The following is a 963-nucleotide window of genomic DNA, read 5'->3' as shown; positions in this document are numbered from 1 at the left end:
GTGTGTGTGTTAGTGGAAGCGTCTGGAAAGGCGCGCGATACAGGGTGACAGCCCCGTACACAAAAATGCACATATTGTGAGCTCGATGAGTAGGGCGGGACACGTGGTATCCTGTCTGAATATGGGGGGACCATCCTCCAAGGCTAAATACTCCTGACTGACCGATAGTGAACCAGTACCGTGAGGGAAAGGCGAAAAGAACCCCGGCGAGGGGAGTGAAAAAGAACCTGAAACCGTGTACGTACAAGCAGTGGGAGCCTCTTAATGGGGTGACTGCGTACCTTTTGTATAATGGGTCAGCGACTTATATTCTGTAGCAAGGTTAACCGAATAGGGGAGCCGAAGGGAAACCGAGTCTTAACTGGGCGTTAAGTTGCAGGGTATAGACCCGAAACCCGGTGATCTAGCCATGGGCAGGTTGAAGGTTGGGTAACACTAACTGGAGGACCGAACCGACTAATGTTGAAAAATTAGCGGATGACTTGTGGCTGGGGGTGAAAGGCCAATCAAACCGGGAGATAGCTGGTTCTCCCCGAAAGCTATTTAGGTAGCGCCTCGTGAATTCATCTCCGGGGGTAGAGCACTGTTTCGGCAAGGGGGTCATCCCGACTTACCAACCCGATGCAAACTGCGAATACCGGAGAATGTTATCACGGGAGACACACGGCGGGTGCTAACGTCCGTCGTGAAGAGGGAAACAACCCAGACCGCCAGCTAAGGTCCCAAAGTCATGGTTAAGTGGGAAACGATGTGGGAAGGCCCAGACAGCCAGGATGTTGGCTTAGAAGCAGCCATCATTTAAAGAAACCGTCATAGCTCACTGGTCGAGTCGGCCTGCGCGGAAGATGTAACGGGGCTAAACCAGGCACCGACGCTGCGGCAGCGACGCTTCTGCGTTGTTGGGGAGGGGAGCGTTCTGTAAGCCTGTGACGGTGTGCTGTGAGGCATGCTGGAGGTATCAGA

At 53.6% G+C, this 963-nt stretch carries 1 rRNA gene; it reads left to right on the top strand.

Annotation, left to right across the window (positions count from 1 at the left end):
• Positions 1-963 (top strand): 23S ribosomal RNA (locus ACLO87_RS16670); the annotation flags it as partial.

This window comes from Paenalcaligenes sp. Me52, assembly GCF_050487965.1.
Classification (GTDB): Bacteria; Pseudomonadota; Gammaproteobacteria; order Burkholderiales; family Burkholderiaceae_B; genus Paenalcaligenes.
The sequence above is the reverse complement of the archived record's forward strand: the minus strand, read 5'-3'. Positions and strand labels throughout refer to the sequence as shown.